Source organism: Sphingomicrobium marinum (genome assembly GCF_026157105.1).
Lineage (GTDB): Bacteria > Pseudomonadota > Alphaproteobacteria > Sphingomonadales > Sphingomonadaceae > Sphingomicrobium > Sphingomicrobium marinum.
This window is the reverse complement of the sequence record NZ_JANPVQ010000001.1, coordinates 2,219,140-2,236,019: the sequence shown is the minus strand read 5'-3', so window position 1 is coordinate 2,236,019 and position 16,880 is coordinate 2,219,140. Positions and strand designations below refer to the sequence as shown.

At 62.3% G+C, this 16,880-nt stretch carries 16 protein-coding genes; 7 read left to right on the top strand and 9 right to left on the bottom strand.

What is annotated here, in order from left to right:
- A partial coding sequence (locus tag NUX07_RS11420; protein WP_265530709.1) for a DUF7507 domain-containing protein occupies positions 1 to 1,866 on the top strand: 1,866 nt, incomplete at its 5' end.
- Positions 1,867 to 1,982: 116 nt separating this feature from the next.
- Here the strand turns inward: NUX07_RS11420 and NUX07_RS11415 are convergent.
- Together NUX07_RS11415 and NUX07_RS11410 are read right to left on the bottom strand one after the other, a co-directional pair.
- On the bottom strand, positions 1,983 to 4,319 hold the full coding sequence (locus NUX07_RS11415) for a putative bifunctional diguanylate cyclase/phosphodiesterase (RefSeq protein WP_265530708.1): 2,337 nt from the start codon (positions 4,317 to 4,319) through the stop codon (positions 1,983 to 1,985).
- A 56-nt stretch (positions 4,320 to 4,375) separates the two neighbouring features.
- The gene (locus NUX07_RS11410) at positions 4,376 to 6,313 is read right to left on the bottom strand and encodes a M1 family metallopeptidase (protein WP_265530806.1); all 1,938 of its coding nucleotides are present in this window, start codon (positions 6,311 to 6,313) and stop codon (positions 4,376 to 4,378) included.
- 122 nt (positions 6,314 to 6,435) lie between these two features.
- Here NUX07_RS11410 and NUX07_RS11405 point away from each other — a divergent pair, with 122 nt between their 5' ends.
- The 4 genes from NUX07_RS11405 (at position 6,436) to NUX07_RS11390 (ending at position 9,770) form a co-directional block, all read left to right on the top strand.
- The gene (locus NUX07_RS11405; protein WP_265530707.1) at positions 6,436 to 7,692 is read left to right on the top strand and encodes a sensor histidine kinase; all 1,257 of its coding nucleotides are present in this window, start codon (positions 6,436 to 6,438) and stop codon (positions 7,690 to 7,692) included.
- Positions 7,689 to 8,486: a LytR/AlgR family response regulator transcription factor gene (locus NUX07_RS11400; protein WP_265530706.1), complete on the top strand. Its 798-nt coding sequence runs from the start codon at positions 7,689 to 7,691 to the stop codon at positions 8,484 to 8,486. The genes NUX07_RS11405 and NUX07_RS11400 overlap by 4 nt, the downstream gene beginning before the upstream one ends.
- Positions 8,487 to 8,538: 52 nt before the next feature.
- Positions 8,539 to 8,883: a hypothetical protein gene (locus tag NUX07_RS11395; protein ID WP_265530705.1), complete on the top strand. Its 345-nt coding sequence runs from the start codon at positions 8,539 to 8,541 to the stop codon at positions 8,881 to 8,883.
- A gap of 146 nt (positions 8,884 to 9,029) precedes the next feature.
- On the top strand, positions 9,030 to 9,770 hold the full coding sequence (locus NUX07_RS11390; protein WP_265530704.1) for an isocitrate lyase/PEP mutase family protein: 741 nt from the start codon (positions 9,030 to 9,032) through the stop codon (positions 9,768 to 9,770).
- Here the strand turns inward: NUX07_RS11390 and NUX07_RS11385 are convergent.
- Positions 9,767 to 11,077 (bottom strand): MATE family efflux transporter, encoded by a 1,311-nt coding sequence (locus NUX07_RS11385; RefSeq protein ID WP_265530703.1) that lies wholly within the window; start codon positions 11,075 to 11,077, stop codon positions 9,767 to 9,769. The two genes, NUX07_RS11390 and NUX07_RS11385, sit on opposite strands and share 4 nt — an antisense overlap.
- Positions 11,074 to 11,859: a hypothetical protein gene (locus NUX07_RS11380; RefSeq protein ID WP_265530702.1), complete on the bottom strand. Its 786-nt coding sequence runs from the start codon at positions 11,857 to 11,859 to the stop codon at positions 11,074 to 11,076. Before NUX07_RS11380 ends, NUX07_RS11385 begins: the two co-directional genes overlap by 4 nt.
- 86 nt (positions 11,860 to 11,945) lie before the next feature.
- On the opposite strand from NUX07_RS11380, the gene NUX07_RS11375 reads away from it, so the two are divergent.
- Positions 11,946 to 12,326, top strand: a complete 381-nt coding sequence (locus NUX07_RS11375) for a VOC family protein (protein WP_265530701.1) — start codon at positions 11,946 to 11,948, stop codon at positions 12,324 to 12,326.
- Here NUX07_RS11375 and NUX07_RS11370 read toward each other — a convergent pair.
- Genes NUX07_RS11370 through NUX07_RS11355 form a run of 4 tightly spaced genes read right to left on the bottom strand, consistent with a single transcriptional unit; the run spans position 12,323 to position 15,422 of the window.
- Positions 12,323 to 12,799, bottom strand: coding sequence for a hypothetical protein (locus tag NUX07_RS11370; RefSeq protein ID WP_265530700.1), 477 nt, complete (start codon positions 12,797 to 12,799; stop codon positions 12,323 to 12,325). The genes NUX07_RS11375 and NUX07_RS11370 overlap by 4 nt on opposite strands.
- A gap of 54 nt (positions 12,800 to 12,853) precedes the next feature.
- Complete coding sequence (locus NUX07_RS11365) at positions 12,854 to 14,119, bottom strand: ABC transporter permease (protein WP_265530699.1); 1,266 nt, start codon at positions 14,117 to 14,119, stop codon at positions 12,854 to 12,856.
- Positions 14,119 to 15,054 (bottom strand): ABC transporter ATP-binding protein, encoded by a 936-nt coding sequence (locus NUX07_RS11360; RefSeq protein ID WP_265530698.1) that lies wholly within the window; start codon positions 15,052 to 15,054, stop codon positions 14,119 to 14,121. Before NUX07_RS11360 ends, NUX07_RS11365 begins: the two co-directional genes overlap by 1 nt.
- Complete coding sequence (locus NUX07_RS11355; RefSeq protein WP_265530697.1) at positions 15,051 to 15,422, bottom strand: hypothetical protein; 372 nt, start codon at positions 15,420 to 15,422, stop codon at positions 15,051 to 15,053. The genes NUX07_RS11360 and NUX07_RS11355 overlap by 4 nt, the downstream gene beginning before the upstream one ends.
- 29 nt (positions 15,423 to 15,451) lie before the next feature.
- Between NUX07_RS11355 and queG the strand changes: the two genes are divergently transcribed.
- Positions 15,452 to 16,483, top strand: coding sequence for a tRNA epoxyqueuosine(34) reductase QueG (queG, locus tag NUX07_RS11350; protein WP_265530696.1), 1,032 nt, complete (start codon positions 15,452 to 15,454; stop codon positions 16,481 to 16,483).
- Here queG and NUX07_RS11345 read toward each other — a convergent pair.
- Positions 16,480 to 16,827, bottom strand: coding sequence for a hypothetical protein (locus NUX07_RS11345; RefSeq protein ID WP_265530695.1), 348 nt, complete (start codon positions 16,825 to 16,827; stop codon positions 16,480 to 16,482). The two genes, queG and NUX07_RS11345, sit on opposite strands and share 4 nt — an antisense overlap.
- Between the last annotated feature and the right edge of the window lie 53 nt (positions 16,828 to 16,880).

Sequence of the window (16,880 nt, the reverse complement as noted above, 5' to 3'; positions counted from 1 at the left end):
GAGCTGATCGCGTCGCTCGCACCGGGCGATTCGATGGACTTCTTCGGTGATTACGCGATCACACAAACCGATCTCGATACCCGCGGCGGCGGCGATGACGACATCGACAATACCGCGACCGCAGATAGCGCCGAGACCGGCCCCGAACAGGACAGCGAGGAAGCGCCGCTCGTTTATGCGCCCTCGATCGAGGTCCAGAAGGATGTCGTGTCGGTGGATGGCGCGGGTAACGGGCTTGCCGATGAGGCCGGTGATATCATCCAGTATGACATCACCATCGCCAATACCGGCAACATCACGCTGACTGGCGTGGTGGTGACCGACGAAGTCGAAAGCTATGGTCCGCTCAATGCGACCCCCGTGCTCAACGGCGCCTTCAATGCGGGCGACGTCGACATGGATAACGAGCTCGATGTAGGCGAGACCTGGAGCTACACGGCCGAATATACGCTTACACAGGCCGATCTGGACGGCCAGGGCGCCGGTGATGGCGATCTCGACAATGTCGCGATCGGTGACACCGACCAGACCGGGCCCGATCAGGATGAAGCTGCGGTGGATCTGGTCTACAACCCGGTTCTCCTCCTCGAGAAATATGTCTCGGTCGATGCCGGTGCCGGTTACCTTCCGTGGGATCCGGCGGACAACCCGACCGGGCCGGAAACCAGCCTGCAGAGCGACGCATTGTTCCGCGTCGAGCTGGTCAACGATGGCAACATCACGCTGACGGCGCCAAGCTTCAGCGATGTCATCACCAGCCCGAGCGGCCCGACGAATATCGATTATGGCGCAGTTGGCGCGATGGTCGACGTAAATGGCGATGGCGACGTGACCGATCCGGAAGACGAACTCTTCTCGGTCCTCGATGCAGCCGACGGGACGACCGACGGCACTCTCGGCACGATCTCGATCGCGCCTGGTGCATCGATCAACGTCTTCTACTCGACCCCGTTCGTGGCCGGGCAGCACACCAACACTGCCTTTGTCTCGACCGACCAGACCGACGAGCAGATGGATAGCGCCAACTATTACGGGCTCGTCAATGACGGCCCGGGTGTCCGGACGCCAGGCTTCTGGCAGAACGACAAGAATGGCGGCAAGTTCTGGGATACCATCGAAGGCAATGAGAAGGAGGGAGACGAGTTCCCCGACGGCGAACTGGTCTACGACATCTACATCGATGGCGATACCAACAACGATGGCAGCATCGGCCCAGGCGATGTTGTCTCGGTCGGGCTGCTGATCGGCGATTACAACAAGAACGGGATCGTCGATCCGGGCGAAGATGCGATCTTCATCGAGCTCGGCATGGCCAAGGAGCTGGTCAAGGGCGGTGGCGGCAATGACGGCGCCATTTCGTTGGGACGCGATGTCGTTGCCACGTGGCTGAACTATCTTGCCGGCAATAATATCGGCGATGCGGCCGATCCAAACAGTCCGAAGGAGCATATCAACGAGGCGATCGACTGGCTGCAGCAGTTTGCCAGCGACAAAGACGATGCCAGCGTCGATTTCGCCGAGTTCCAATATAATCAGACGCACAAGAAGAATAGCGACGCGTGGAAGGAAGGCGTGCCAGGTGAAGACCTGTCCGGTGCCGAAATCCACAATGGTCTCGATGCTTACAATAATGACGGGATCATCAATGGCGTTGAATATGCTGGCGATGCCGATAGCGCGGTGTTCCTCTCGGCCCTGGGCGGCCTGTTTGAAGAACCGCCCGAGCTCGAACTCGCCGTTGTCGATCAGGAACCGCTGGAAAGCCTGTCGACGATCGGTACGTCGCAGGATTACGATCCGTTCCTCAACGTGCTGATGGAGCCGGTGACCGGCATGGACGATATGTCCGCGGCAGCGATCTACTGATGCGCTGACGCAGTCCAGCCGGCGCGACGCTTGTGAGCCTACATCCCACCCAGGTGTAAAAGCGTCGCGCCGGCCCCTCAGGGGGAAAGGGCACCTTCGGGTGCCCTTTTTTTGTCTTAGCCTGCCGCCTGCTGCTTGAGCATGCCGCGCACCATCTGATCGGCGCGGCCAAAGTCGAGCGGTCGCCCGAAGAGGTAGCCCTGGATCGTGTCGACACCAAGATCGCGCATGCGCTCGAAATCCTCGGCGGTCTCGACGCCCTCGGCGGTCACGTTCATGCGGAAGCTCTTGGCGAGTTGGACGATCGACTGGATGATCGCGACATTTTCTTCGCGGGTACCCGCTTCGCGCACGAAGCTGCCGTCGATCTTGAGCTTGTGGAACACCGCCTTGTTCAAATAGCCGATCGAGCTGTAGCCGGTGCCGAAATCATCGAGCGCGATGCCGACGCCGAGCTGGCGCAGGCGCTTCATGTTGTCGAGCGTGGACGAATTGTTGCCGAGGAAGACACCTTCGGTGACTTCCAATTCAAGTCGGTTGCCCGGCACCTTGTAGCGCGCCAGCGCTTGGCTGACCGTGTTGGGCAGCGAAGGCAGCACGATCTGTTTGGGGCTGATGTTGATCGCCACGGTAATCGGTTCGGGCCAGGCGGCGAGCGTCTTGGCCGCTTCCTCGATCACCCAGTCGCCAATCTGCGCCATAAGGCCGCATTCTTCGGCAATCGGGATGAAGACGCCCGGGGGCACGAGGCCGCGCTGCGGATGTTTCCAGCGCAGCAACGCCTCGAAGCCCACCAGCTTCTGGTCCTTGGCCGATACGAGCGGCTGATACTGCAGGTGGAATTGCTGCGAGGCACAGGCCGCGCGAAGATCGCTTTCGAGGCGGATGCGGTCTTCCTGTTCGCTTTGCAGTTCGCTGCTGAAATATTTGGTGACGCCGCGGCCCGCGCCCTTGGCTTCGTAAAGCGCCAAGTCGGCTTTCAGGATGAGATCATCGACAGTGGCGCCGTCAATCGGGCCGAATGCGCAGCCGATCGACACGCCGATGCGGATTTCGGTCTCGTCGATGACATAAGGCTGCTTGATCGCCTTGATGATATTGTCGGCCAGCGTCTGCACGTTCTTGCGCGACTGCGCATCGTTGATGACGATGGCGAATTCATCGCCGCCCATGCGGCCGACATGGCCGGTATCACCGACTTCGTCGCACAGCCGCTTGGCCACAGCCTGCAGCACGGCGTCGCCCTTGGGATGGCCGAACGTATCGTTGACCGGCTTGAAGCCGTCGAGGTCGAGAAACATGATGGCGCAGGGCACGTTGTTGGCGGTCGCCCCGCGAAGGGCATCGCCCAGGAGCTGGCGCACGCGCCCACGATTTGGCAGGCCCGACAGCACGTCCATATTGGCAAGATGGGTCAGCCGTTCCTGCTGTTGGCGCACCTCGGTGATGTCCGAACCGACGCCGCGAAAACCGCCAAAGCGGCCGGCGGTATCGACGATCGGGTCACCCGAGATCGAAATCCAGCGGCTACCGCGATCGTTCTTGACTTCCATCTCGAGCCCGGTGAACGGCTTTCGCTCGCTCAGGACATTACCGAATTCGCTTTGCACCCCCAGGAGGTTGGGGAGCGACTGGCCGAGAATCTGGGTCGAGGGTTTGCCCAGCATCGCGACGAGACGGCTGGACAGATACGTGACGCGGCTTTCGTCATCGACCTGCCACAACCAGCCCACACCGCGCTTTTCATACTCTTCCAGGAGAAGGTTGGCGCTTTCCGATTGCGACCCGAAATCGGCCGTGGTCTTGAGCTGGCCGTACGCCCAGCGTGCGAGATGAACGACACCGATGACGGCAACGCCGAGGATGAAGACGATCGACAGAGTGTGCGAAAACGGGATGGCGTCGCGGCCGATGAAGAGGCAATAGACGACCGCCGCGGTGAACATCGACATCCACACGTTGACGCACAGCGGCGTCACGGTGAGGCCGAGCGCGGCGACACCCGAGCCCGCCATGATCGAGGCAAGGATGATCTGTTCGTTGGCACCGAGCGTGGGAAAGACCAGCACCGGCAGCGATAGCCAGATGGCAGCGCGAAGCGTGACGTCACCGACCATCAACCACTGCGGCAGGCGCTTGCCCGAGCGTCCGATATGCGTGATCGCCTGCTTGCGGGCCATCATCAGCGTCACGCCATTGACCCCGAAGATGACCATCATCCAGCCGATAAGCGCGGCGGTATCGATGGCATGATTAAGCGATGCGGCGACGAGCAATGCGCCCACGACATTGGCGGCGGCAAAGAAGGGCGCGAACTTGCTACGCGCGATCATCTGGACGTCGCGCAGCGGGGAGGAGGAGCGATCATCGTTACCGGTGGAAACGCCCAGCGTTTCCCCGTCCGGCAGACGCGCCGAAATCATCCGCTTATATCGGTCCGGTGCCTGATACATCCATCCATCCGCTATTTGGTTGCGAATGGCGTAGCGCAAAGACCGTTACTACGAAGTTAAGTTTCGGCTGATTCTTTGCCCTCATTTCGGTCCGCAAGGAGGTTCAATTCGTCCAATCCGCGCGTCGTGATGGGGTGATAAAGCGGACGTGCTTCGGCATAGATCTCGGTCGCGATCGGTCGGCCCCATTCCGCATCTTCGGCAAGCGCGGTGATCAGCGGCGCCACGAACTTGCGGCGCCCCTGCGTTGTCAGAAACTGCCGTATGCGCGGGAGCGCCGGGTCGTAGCGGTTGTTGATCGCCAGCTTGAGCCAGAGAAACAGGATCTCGTTATTGCCGGTATCGTTGAGCTCCAGCTCGCGATCCAGCGCGGCGAGCCGCACCGTGGGCAAGTCCTGCTCGATACCGCCGAGGAAACGCAGGCGCTCGGCAGTATTCCAACCGCTCCATGCCTCGCCATTGGGGGTGCCACCATTGTTGAAGGCGGCGATCGCGCTATCGACTTCGGCGAAGGCGTCGGCGGGCGGTTGGACAAGGTTTTCGGGCATTTCCTCGCCGTAGACCCACTGCTCAAGCATTAGCGCTTCGGCGCGTTCCTCATCGCCGCCCAGCAGGTGTTGCTTGAGTTCCTCGAGGAACATCGAGCTGGTCACCGGCGAGAAGGCATGGCGCTGGAACCAGCCGCGCATGAACTCGTCAAAGGCCTCGCGGCCGACTGCGGCCTCGATGGTGCGCAGGAAAGCGGCACCCTTGTCATAGGGAACGCCGTTGAAGCCATCGTCCGGGTGCTTGCCCTTCAGATCGATGGCGAGCGGCTTTTGCCAGTCTTCCAGGTTGCCGAGCTCTTCGTTGAGGTCTTCCATGCTCAGCGCGACCTGCTGGGCGTAGGCTTCCTCACCGTAGACGGCTTCGACGATGCGCTGTTCGGCCCATACGGTCATGCCCTCGTTGAGCCAGAAATCGGCCCAAGTCGCGTTGGTCGCCAGATTGCCCGACCAGCTATGCGCCAGTTCGTGGGCGATCAGCGCGGTCAGCGACTTGTCGCCGGCGATGAAGGTCGGCGTGAGGAAGGTGAGGCGGGGGTTTTCCATTCCGCCATAGGGGAAGCTCGGGGGAAGCACGATCATGTCGTAGCGGCCCCAGTCATACGGACCGAACAGGTCTTCGGCGGCGCTGATCATGCTTTCGGTATCGGCCAGTTCGGCGGCGGCAGCCGGAAGCAATTCGGGCTCGGCCCAGACGCCCGAACGCAGCCCCAGCGGGCGAAACTCGATGTCGCCCACGGCAATGGCGATAAGATAGGGCGGGACGCTCTTGTCCATATCGAACTTGAAGGTGCGGCCGGTCTCGCCTTCGGGCACGGGTTCGCCGACGCCTTTGGCGCTCATGACGGCGGTGAGCGCGGTGGGCACGGTGATCTGCGCCTCCCACGTCTGGCGGATGCCGGGGCTGTCCTGCGTGGGGATCCAGCTGCGATTTTCGATCGCCTGGCCCTGGCTCAGAAGGAAGGGGTGGCGGCCGCCCGCGGTCTGCTCAGGCGTCAGCCACTGCAGCGCGCTGGCATCTTCGCCGCTGGCGTAATGGACAACCAGCTTGCGCGCATCGCCAAAGGTGACGTTGATCGGCGTACCGAGCGCCTCGCTGGTCTCTCCGGCGCTCCAGTCGAGCGGGTTGCCGTCGACATCGGTGATCTTTTCGATGGCGAGATTGCGGCTGTCGAGCGTGATGGTCTCGGCATCGTCGGCAACGTCGATATCGAGCGTTGCGGTGCCCGCGACGCGGCGCGCCTCGAAATCGACATCGAGGTCGAGGGCGACGTGGTAGACACGCGCTTCGAGCGGCTTGGCAAAGCTGTGCACGTCGACGGCGTCCTCGCGGTCGAGGATGGGGGCGACATTATCGGGAAGATTGCTTTCGGGCAGCTCTGGATCGCTACTGCGGCATCCCGTGACCACCAGCGCCATTGCAGCGATTGCTGCCATCCACGTCTTCATCACTCTACCATACTCCTCGTTCGTCCGTGCGCCGCATCGGCCTAGTTGTAGCGCGCCGTTCGCGCTTAGCCTAGGCGAAGCGGCTCATCGCGCCTATGTTTGGCGCTGACAAGGAGCTTTATTTGGCCACCGAACCTGACCCTGCGCTGAAGCCTGTAGCGTCGCTGGAAGATCCTGCGGCTGCGCCCAAGCGCGAGACATCTCCCAGGCGGAGCGTTTCGCTGCGCAAGGGGTCGATGGCGGATGTGGCGGTCGCCGCGGGGAAGGATGCGCTCAAGGCCGATGGAACCAAGCGTCCGCTAATCGAAGGCGTCGGCCTCGACCGGCCGTTCTTTTACGACAAGAACCGGGCATTCTGGCTGCTGCAATCGCTCGGCTGGACCGGCTACCTGCTGATGCGCTTCCTCACCGGCGTGGTGAACGGGTTCGAGCCCGGCATTTTCTTCTTGCACTGTCTTATCCTGACCGCGACCGGCTATTCGCTGACGCTGCTGCTGGCGAGCGCGTACCGGCGGCTCATCACGATGCAGGCGGCGATCACTGCGGTGGTCAGCCTGGCGCTGGTGGTGGCGTCGGCGGCGGTCTTCTCTTTTGTCGAGACCTGGTCGGTGTCGACGTTGGTGAACCCCGATTTCACGCCGGGGGGCGCGCAGTTTCTTGGCGCCTCGATCCTGGTGTTCGCGCTGCTGGCAGCGTGGTCGGCGCTCTATTACGGCATCAACTACTACTTGCTGCTCGAAGAACAGATCGACCAGCGGCGCGCGCTGGAAGGCGCGGCGAGCGCGGCGCAGCTGGCGATGCTGCGCTACCAGCTCAACCCGCATTTCCTGTTCAATACGCTCAACAGCATCTCGACGCTGGTGCTGCTCAAGCAGACGGGGCGGGCCAACGCGATGCTCTCTCGCCTGTCGAGCTTCCTTCGCTACACGCTGGTCAACGAGCCGACCGCGCAGGTGCCGCTGGTCAAGGAAATCGAGACGCTCAAGCTCTATCTCGAAATCGAGAAGATGCGCTTCGAAGACCGGTTGAAACCGCATTTCCGCATCGACGCCGATACGGTCAATGCGCACCTGCCATCGCTGCTTTTGCAACCGCTTATCGAAAACGCGATCAAATATGCCGTGACGCCTTCCGAAGACGGCGCGCACATCTGGATCACCGCACAGCGCGAGGGGCAGGCGGTTCGCATCGAAGTAGCCGATTCAGGCCCGGGTGACGGTGTCGCGAGTGCTACCAAATCGACCGGGGTCGGGCTGGCCAATATCCAGGAACGGCTCGCCAACGCCTATGGCGCGGCACATTCTTTTCGTACGCGGAAGAACGAAAAGGGGGGCTTCAGCGTTATCCTAGAAATACCATATCGAACGGAAGACTTATGACCCTACGCACGATTCTCGTCGATGACGAAAAACTTGCCATTCAGGGGCTGCAATTGCGGCTCGAAGCGCATGACGATATCGAGGTGATCGCGACCGCAGCCAATGGCCGCGAAGCGATCCGCCAGATCAAGACGCACAAGCCCGATCTGGTCTTTCTCGACATCCAGATGCCCGGATTTGACGGCTTTTCGGTGATTAGCGGCCTGATGGACGTGGAGCCGCCGCTGATTGTGTTCGTGACCGCTTATTCGGAGCATGCGGTGAAGGCGTTCGAGGCCAAGGCCGTCGATTATCTCGTCAAGCCGGTCGATGAAAACCGGCTGGCCGAAACGCTCGAGCGGGTGCGCGAGCGACTGGCCGAAAAGCGGTCGGCCGAGACCGCGGAAAAATACAAGGAAGCGTTGTCTGAAGTGGCGCCCGAACAGGCGCAGCAGATCGAGGGCGACGACAGCATGTCGTCGGAGCGCTACGAGAGCGTGATCAACATTCGCGACCAGGGCCAGATCTTCCGCGTCGACGTCGCCGATATCGAGCGCATCGAGGCGGCGGGCGATTACATGGTCATCCAGACCGGCGACAATACGCTGATCCTGCGCGAGACGATGAAGGACTTGGAAAAACGCCTCGACCCGCGCAATTTCCAGCGCGTTCATCGCTCTACCATCGTGAACCTCGAACAGGTCAAGCAGGTGAAGCCGCACACTAATGGCGAATGCTTCCTGATCCTGGGATCGGGCGCGGAGGTAAAGGTGAGTCGCAGTTACCGGGATGTGGTTGCGCGATTTGTCCACTAGGGGAGATCGCCAAAGCCTTGCTGGCGCAAGTCGGCTTGCCTAATCGACGCTCATGGTAACGAACGAAGTCACCCGCGACTGGGCCTGGCACTATGGCGCGTGGAAATGGGAAATTTCCCGCGCCACGGGCGCCAGCGAGGCATTGCTCCATGTGCATGTCGGGCTGGCGCTGTTCGTGCTCAGCGCGCTCCTCTTCCGGCGCAAGCTGGATTCGCCGCTGCCGCTGGTCATCGTCATCGTCTTCGCGCTGCTCAACGAGGCGATCGATGTCTATGACGAGACAGGGCCGCTCGACTTCGAGCCGCTGGTAGATATCGCCAACACGGTGTTCTGGCCGTTTGTTCTTTTCGTGATCGCGCGCCGCAAGGTCTTGGCACGGCGGGCCAAAAAGCGCTGAGCAGAAGATACGGATTTTTGTCGGAATCGCTTGCCTAGTTTGGTTAACAGGCGCAAATGTTTGGCGTTTCGGGGCGAAAGCAACGGAGTCGAAAATGACGGTTTGCAACTCGGTCAAACGCGCTTCGGCGCGGGTGGGCAACTAGGATGGGGCAATTTGCAGAATTTGCCGCATTGCACGTCCCCGGCGATCCGGTCGTCCTGTTCAACATCTGGGATGCAGGCAGCGCGAAAGCCGTTGCCCGCGCTGGCGCGAAGGCGATCGCCACGGGTAGCCACCCGGTAGCGGATTCGCTGGGGCTCGAAGACGGGCAGAACGTACCGCTCGACCTTGTCCTGGAAAATGTCGCGCGGATCGAAGAGGCGGTGGATCTGCCGCTCACGGTCGATTTCGAAGGCGGCTATTCGACCGACGCCCGCCAGGGCGGCGAAAATGTCCGGCTGCTACAAGCGGCAGGCGCGATCGGGTGCAATTTCGAAGACCAGCGGGTCGGCGGCGAAGGGCTGCACCCGCTGGGCCAGCAAGTCGAACGCATCGCCGCCATCCGCGACGCGGTCGGCGAGAATTTCTTCATCAACGCGCGCACCGATCTCCTGCTCAAGAACAAGGAGCATGACGATGCGCTGATCGACCAGGTGGTCGAGCGCGGCAAGGCCTATGCCGATGCCGGGGCGAGCGGCTTTTTCGTCCCGCGCCTGTCCGCGCCCAAGCAGGTCGAACGCGTGGCGCGCGAGGTGCCGTTGCCGCTAAACCTCATCGCCTTTCCGGGCGCTCCGCCAAAATCCGAATGGGCGGACGCCGGGTGCGCGCGGATCAGCCATGGACCCTTCCCGCTTAACGCGCTGATGGAAACGTTCGAGCAGATGGCGCGCGACGCGATGGCCTAGCCGATCTGCCGGGAGAGTTTGGCCAGCAACGCCCATTGCAGCAACGCACGCACCGCAAGAAAGAGCGTGAAGCTGAGCCATAGCCCGTCATTGCCGAGCGGCCAGGTCAGCCATAGCGAAACGACGTAGATCGCCGCTGCACCGGCCATGCTCATGAGCAGCGCACGGGTCCAGCTGGCGCCGACGAACACGCCGTCGAAAATGAAGCTCGCGACGCCCGCGAAGGGGATGATGACCAGCCACCAGGCGGCGTCCTGTGCTATCGCGGCGACGTGCGGGGTGGCGGCGAAGCTGGCGATGACCGGATCTGCGAACACAGCGAAGGCCAGTGCCACCATGACCGCGGCGCCAAGGCCGCGGATCATGATCGCCTTGACATACACCATGAAGCCACCGCGATCGCCGGCACCCTTGCGTTCGCCATTGAGCACCTGCGCGGCGTTCTCGAACCCGTCGAGCAGGAGCGCGGTGAAGATGAAGAGCTGGTAGAGGATACCGTTGGCTGCCAGCATTTCAGGACCGCGCTCGGCGCTCAGGCGGGTGACGGCGGACAGCGAGACGACCAGGATAACGGTACGCAGAAACAGGTCTCGATTGACGTCGAGGAAAGGCTTGAGCGCAGTCCATCGAATTGTCGCGCGTCGGCGGATGGCAGCAATGATCGGAGCGCCCATCGGCCCGGCCAGGATGAATGCGGTAACGCCCACGAGCTTGGCATATTCGGCGATGAAGCTGGACCAGCCGATACCCGCGATACCGAAGTCCATGCCAAGCACGAACCACAGGCCCAGCCCGACGTTGAGGAGGTTGTATAACACCTCGATGACGAGCGCCGCTTTCACCTGGCGGCGGCCGACGAGAAAGCCGATCAGCGCGAGGTTCATCATCACGCCAGGGGCAGTCCAATAGCGGATCTCCGCATATGTCCGCGCCGCTACCAGCACGTCGCCTTCTGCCCCCAGCGCCGACAGCAACATCGGCAGCAGGATCGGCTTGGCCAGCAGCAGTAGCGCCGCGATGACCAGCCCGATGAAAAGTCCGCGCGTGAGCGTGTCGGCCTGCGCCTGCGCCCCGGCGCGCGTGCCGTCCTGCGCAACCAGCCCGGTCGTGCCGGTCTTGAGAAAATTCATGACGGTGAACAGCAGGGCAAAGAGGCGCGCACCAAGATCGACGGCGCCCTGCGTCGCTGCATCTTCGAGCCGCCCGACGATCCAGATGTCGCCGATCCCGATCAGCGCAGTCGCGACATTGGTGAGCATCGCGGGGATGGCGAGGCCCCAGATGATGCGCGAATCGATACGGCTCATTGCATGATGGTGGCGGCGATCGCCTCTTCTTCGCTGCCGAGCGGGCCTGATGGCGTAGTGCAGCGTTCGCCGCGTACCCGCGCGAGATGCGCGCACAACCGCACGCTATCGCCGAGCAGATGGGACAGTTCGTTGGCCATCTGCTGCTGGTCGCGCACGGCGAGCACGAGGCGATCCCTGAAGGCGCCGTCGCGGCACAACGCGCCGCGATCATAGCGCGCGATAACCGGCTCCTGCTCGCTGGGCGCGTAATCGAGCGCGAAGCGGGCATCGCCCGGGTCGATCAGCCTCGTCGTGTTTGCCCGCGCGCGCACTTCGGCGCGGAAGAAGTCGAGCCGCGCGCGGTATGACGCGAGCGCTTCGCGTACCTGCGGGTGATCAAGCGAGGCGAGCCCGCCCGAGGCGATGAGTTCGTCACTGACGGCGCTGGGCGGGGTGACGGCGGGGAAGCGATCGATGAGATGCAGCCCCGGCCACTGGTCGGGCGCGGGGCAGCGATTGTCGCCGAGCGCGATGGCGAGCCGCTGCCAGCCCAAGAGCAGGTCGCTGCGCGCGTCGAGTTCGCGGCGCAGATACTCGACCGTCGCACCCGCTTCTCCGGCAAGCCGCTCGAGCTGGCGCTCCTGCCTATTCTGTTCGAGCCGGTTCGAATTCCAGCCATCGAGCGCAAAAGCGATGAGGATGCCCGCGACCACGGCAAAGAAGCGCACGAATTGCAGCGCCCAATCGGCCGGTGTGAGCGACCTGAAGGCATTGCCGATGCGCGCGAATATCCCCTTCATGCGTCAAGGAGTGCGCCCGATACCCTGCGATGGCAAGCCCGCCGCACGCCTGCTATGCTCGCGCACGGCAGGCAGGGAGAGCAAGAATGGGACGGATCACCGGCATTGGCGGGATTTTCATCAAGCGCAAGGACGTCGATGCGACCACGCAGTGGTACAAGGATATGCTCGGCATCGCAGGCGAATACGGGCCGAGCTTTCGCTGGGCCGACGAACCCAAGGAAGACCCGTTCAGCCTGCTCTCCAGCTTCAAGGACGACACCGACTATCTCGACCCTTCGCCGCATCCCTTCATGGTCAACCTGCGCGTCGACGATCTCGACAGCTTCCAGAAAGAACTGGAAGAAAAAGGCGTAAAAATTCTGGGCCGCGTCGACGAACCCTACGGCAAGTTCGCCTGGATCATGGACCCCGATGGCGTGAAGATCGAACTATGGGAGCAGATCGGCCCGGCGCCGGCGGATTAGCCTTCCTCCGCGACGCAGGTTTGCAACGCGGCGATGGCAGCGGCCATCGAGCCGGTGGCAAGTTCGACGTTGAGGACGCGGCCGGCATCGATGGCGAGGCCATTGTTGACGCGGGCGAGCATGTCCGTGTCATCGAGCATCAGTCCGTAACGGACCCAGCCCGAGTTTCGCGGGAAGCGTTCGAGGCGGTGCAGAGTCACGCTTTCGCCGCCATCGATCAGCAGCGCCGCGTTGAGGCTGGCATAATCGGTTCCGCGCGCTTTGTGCAGGACGACGAGCTCGGTCTTGCCGCTATTGGGATCGGGCGTGACGTGGAGCGAATAGTCTTCCCCATTGCCAGAAAACTCGCGAAACAGCGTGCAGCCGCGCTCTTCAAGGCCCACCATCCATTTGCCCGTAGGCGCGACGCGATCGGCGGCGTTGGCGGGTGCGGTAAGCAAGACGGCAGTGGCGGCGAGCAAGAATGGCTTCATCACGTGGCTCCCTCGATCGCGCTCATAGTAGCGCAATCGCGGCCGGATGACGACTCAAACCGGAATGGCCGACGCGCTCTTTTTAGCCCTTTTGGGCGCGCGCGATTTGAGGACGCTGCGTTTGAAGAAGATCGCCGATACGCGCAGGATCAGGAAGACCCACAGCGCCTGGTAGGCAATGCCGACGAGGTGATACCAACCCGCGCTTTCCTGCGCTGCAATGCCGGCCATGGCGAAGGGCGATGACAGCGGGAACAGGATTGCAGCCCAGGCCCATACGCTGCCCGGCTGGCTGACGCCAACGAAGGCGAGCATGACGAGCGCGACCTGCAGAAAGGTCATCGGCATCGACATGATCTGGACGTCGCGCGCGGTCGAGGCCTGCGCGCCGATCCCAAGGAAAAAGGCACCGATGAGGAGATAGCTCATCGCGAAATATACGAGCATCAGGAACAGGAAGAGCGGCCAGCCGACCGCGGGGCCGGTAAACAAGGTGGCGACGCTGCTGTCGCTCGCCAGCGCGAAGAAGCCGGCGAGCCCGATGGCCATCCAGATAATGAGGCCGGTCAGGCTGATGGCGAGCATGGCGAAAAGCTTGCCGACAAAGATCGAGGTGACGGGGACGGCGGCGGCGAGCACCTCGATGACCTTGTTCGATTTCTCCTCGAGCATCTGGCTGAGCAGCATCGTGGCGAGCAGGAGGGTGACGAAGAAGAGCGCGAGCTGAGCGCCGCGCGCAAGCTGTTTGCGCTGCGTTTCGGCCGAGGTGACGGCGCGATTTTCCTGTCGGTCCAGTTCGAGCTCGACATTGACGGGCGAGGCTGTTTCCGCCTGCTTCGCTTCGGAAATGAAGAGGTTCAGCTGTCGCACGATGGAATCGCGTTGCCCGACCGAGCCCCGGAACCAGGGTTCTTCGGCGAAGGGATCCTCCAGCACACCGACAAAAAAGCCCTCGTCCCCATCGAGTAGTCGCTGGCGCTGCGCGGCGACATTGGCTTCAGGTTCGAACCGCTGCAAGTCCACGCGGCTGGCTGCGGGGACGAGTTGAGTCAGTCGGCGGCTGGCTTCGATGATGCGGTCATAATCCGCCTGACTGGCGACCACCGCGACGCGTGGGTTTTCCTGGCTGTCGGCGATCTGGCTGCCGACGCCGCCGAACACCCCGCCGAGCAGGATCGGAAAGAGCGGGCCGAACAGGAAGAAGAAGAAGGTCTTGGAAAAGACCGTGGCAACATAATCGCGCCGCCCGATGACCAATGCAGCGCGCAGCCATTCGGGCAGCCGCTGCCGGTCGGTGGCGGCTAGTGCGGGGGCGGTCATCAGCGCTCCTCCATGGCGGCAGCCGCCGCTTCGCCGGCGATATCGACAAAGGCGTCATGCAGGCCCGGGCGCTCGATCGACAGCGTTTCGATCCCGGCATTGCCGTCGATCAGCGCCTTGAGGAGCGGTTCGGGACCACTTTCGGGAAGTTCGAAGACAAGCCCGTTGCCGTTCATCCGCGCATTCTTGGGAATAGCGGCGCGCCACGGCCCGTCAGCGTTGCGGGTCTTGAGGTGGACGATTGGGCGCAAGCGTTCGCGCGCCGTATCCACCGGGCCGGAAAAGGCGACCTTGCCGCCCGCGATGATCGCGACTTCCTCACACAGCCGCTCGGCATGCGCGATGACGTGGGTCGAGAAGATGACGGTGGCGCCCTTGGCAGCCTCGCCGCGGATGAGGTCTTCGAGCTTGCCCTGGTTGATCGCATCGAGCCCCGAAAAGGGTTCGTCGAACACGATCAGCTTGGGGCGATGCACGATGGTGCCGAGCAGCTGGACGGTCTGCGCCATGCCCTTCGACAGCGAGCGGATCGGCTTGTCGATCCACTCGTGCAGGTCATGATGCTTCAATAGTTCGACCCCGCGTTCGCGACCGATATCGAGCGGCAAATTGCGCAGGTGACCCATGAACGCGATCGCTTCCTTGGCCGTCATCGACGGATAGAGGCCGCGTTCTTCGGGCAGGTAGCCGACATCGTGCGCGACTTCGAGCGGGCGATCGTAGCCGAGCAGGGTGCGCTGCCCTTCATCGGGGTCGATGATGCCCAGCATGGTACGGATCGTCGTCGTCTTGCCCGCGCCGTTGGGGCCGAGAATACCGAAGATAGAGCCCGTCGGGACTTTAAGACTGACGCCGTCGACGGCGCGCTTATCGTCAAAAATCTTGACGATGCCATGCGCTTCGGCGGCGTAAGCGCCCAGGGTGTCTGACGTCATTCGTCCAACGACCTTTTCCAAATTCCTCGAAGTATCACGATTGATGAAATTACAGTGATGATGAATGTGGTAGTGTAGATGAACCCACCACGATCCAGAAAGTAGCCCAACACATATGACAAATTGATCGCTGCAGCGGACACCAATACCGATCCAAAGAAGCGAACTTGTCCACTAAGTCTGGTCTCATTCCTGACCAAAAGCCCCGAGAACAGACATAACGCCGACAAGAGAGTATGAGCGACCGCCGGGACCGCGAAAGATTCCGACAGAATGACCGCGACTTGCAGCGCCGCGAGAACAATCTGGATTGTCCAAAGCCCGTCCAGCTTTCTACTGGTAAAGTCTCGTTGTCGGGTTTCAGTCATTAGCTGAAGTGGTAAGGGCTGGGGCTGTCATGGCAAGCCTTGAAGACCAAATCCGTGAAGAAGCTATGAAGCTGGGCTTTGTGGCGTGCGGTTTTTGCGATGCCGATGCGACGGTGCCCGAGGCAGGCGCGGGGCTGTTCGACTTTCTTGCGGAGGGGCGCCATGGCGAGATGTCGTGGCTGGAAGGGCGCAAGGAGCAGCGCGCCGCGCCCAAGGGATTGTGGCCCAACTGCAAAAGCGTGATCGCGCTGGCGATGAGCTATGCGCCTGATGAGGACCCGCGCGCGCTTGCGGGGCAGGGCGATGTCGGGCGGATCAGCGTCTATGCGCAGGGCAAGGATTATCACGATGTCGTCAAGAAGAAGCTTAAAGCGCTCGCCCGCTGGCTGGTGGCGGAGACCGACTGCGAACTGAAGGTCTTCGTCGATACCGCGCCGGTGATGGAGAAGCCGCTGAGCGCTGCGGCGGGGATCGGCTGGCAGGGCAAGCATACGAATTTGCTTAGCCGGACGCATGGCAACTGGCTGTTCCTCGGTGTAATTTACACCACGCTGGAGCTGGAGGCCGATGCGCCGGCAAGCGAGCATTGCGGAAGCTGCACCGCCTGTATCGATGCCTGCCCGACGGGCGCGATCACTTCGCCGCACCGCATCGATGCGCGGGCGTGTATCTCGTATCTCACCATCGAACTGCATGGGCCGATACCGCATCAATATCGCGAGCAGATCGGTAATCGTATCTACGGCTGCGATGACTGCCTTGCGGCATGTCCGTGGAACAGCTTTGCCGAAACCGCGCAGCGCCATGCAAAGTTTCTACCTCGCGAAGAATTGCGCGCGCCCAAGTTGGCCGACCTGCTGGCGCTCGATGACGCCGCCTTCCGTGCCAAGTTTTCAGGCTCGCCGATCAAACGGATCGGGCGCAATCGGATGGTACGCAATTGCTTGATCGCGGCGGGCAACAGCGGCGATGCGGGCTTGCGCGTGCATGTCCAACCGCATGTTGCCGATCCCGATCCAGTAGTGGCCGAAGCGGCGCGCTGGGCGCTCGACAAACTCTAGCGGCGTTCGCGATCCATCGAGGCGATGCAGGTGGAGCGATCGACATCGCGCCCGTATATGTCGCGCGCATCGACGTGGCGAACCGCGTCACCATAGAGATAGGTGTCGATCACGCATGACGGGATGCGAAATTGCAGCTTCACGCCGCTGCCTTCGACGATGCGCAGGTCGGGAGTCCCGAAGCGGGCGACCAGTTGGCTGGTCGACAGCCCGATGAGATCACCCGTCTGCTGCACCACGGGCGGCGCCGGCGGCACGTTGCTGCGCGGCGGCGGCGGTGTCGGGCGCTGCGGGGTGGCACAGGCGGCCAGGAGCAGCGGGGCAAGCAGGATGAAGCTACGCATTGCCACGATGATTGGAGCCGATACGGGACTCGTGCAAGCTTGCGCAGGCGCGG